This is a genomic window from Erwinia sp. MYb416, assembly GCF_037479575.1.
GTDB lineage: Bacteria > Pseudomonadota > Gammaproteobacteria > Enterobacterales > Enterobacteriaceae > Erwinia > Erwinia rhapontici.
In genome coordinates this window covers 1-1,015 of record NZ_JBBGYT010000326.1, presented here as the reverse complement: position 1 = coordinate 1,015, position 1,015 = coordinate 1, and the positions used below count along the sequence as shown (strand labels likewise).

The following is a 1,015-nucleotide window of genomic DNA, read 5'->3' as shown; positions in this document are numbered from 1 at the left end:
ACGGTGTTGTTACAGCATCTGTCGCTGATGTTGCCTCAGTTGCTATCACGCTGGATAGAGCGCGCGTGAATAGCGAGTCGCCCCTGCTGCCAGCCGTAGAGGGCTTCCTGCGCTATCTGAAAGTGGAGCGTCAGCTCAGTCCGCTGACGCAGGAGAGCTATCAGCGCCAGCTCAACGCCATCATTGTTCTGCTGGATGAGCTCAGTGTTAAAGCGTGGGCGCAACTGGATGCTGCGCGGGTCCGTTCACTGGCGGCACGCAGCAGCCGAAGTGGGTTGAAGCCTGCAAGCCTGGCGCTAAGGCTTTCCGCATTACGTAGCTTCCTCGACTGGCTGATCAGCCAGGGTGTCATCAACGCTAACCCGGCGAAAGGCGTTGCCACGCCGCGTGCTGCACGCCATCTTCCTAAAAATATTGATGTCGATGAAGTCGACAGGTTGCTGGATATTGATCTCAATGACCCGCTTGCGGTTCGCGATCGCGCAATGCTGGAGGTGATGTACGGCGCCGGTTTGCGTTTGTCCGAACTGGTGGGCATTGACCTGAGTCATCTTGACCTCGCCTCCGGTGAAGTGTGGGTGATCGGTAAGGGTAGCAAAGAGCGCCGTCTGCCGATTGGCCGAACCGCCGTCCACTGGATCGAGCACTGGATGGTGCTGCGTGAGTTGTTTGCACCGGAGGACAATGCGTTATTCCTCTCGAAGCAGGGCAAGCGCATTTCAGCGCGTAACGTACAAAAGCGTTTTGCTGAGTGGGGCGTCAAACAGGGGCTGTCCAGCCATGTTCATCCGCATAAACTTCGCCATTCATTTGCTACCCATATGCTGGAATCCAGTGGTGATTTGCGTGCCGTGCAGGAGCTGCTCGGCCATGCCAACCTGACTACCACGCAAATCTATACCCATCTCGACTTTCAACACCTGGCGTCGGTTTACGATGCTGCCCATCCCCGTGCGAAACGAGGAAAATCCTGATGCACTTTTATCGGCCTCTACGCCCTGTTGCGGCAATGACC

1 protein-coding gene is annotated in these 1,015 nt (G+C 56.7%); it reads left to right on the top strand.

Annotated features, from left to right (window positions below; all coding sequences use genetic code 11):
• The first annotated feature begins 65 nt into the window (after positions 1-65).
• Positions 66-974, top strand: coding sequence for a tyrosine recombinase XerC (gene xerC / locus WH277_RS03910; protein WP_339456729.1), 909 nt, complete (start codon positions 66-68; stop codon positions 972-974).
• The last annotated feature ends 41 nt before the right edge of the window (positions 975-1,015 follow it).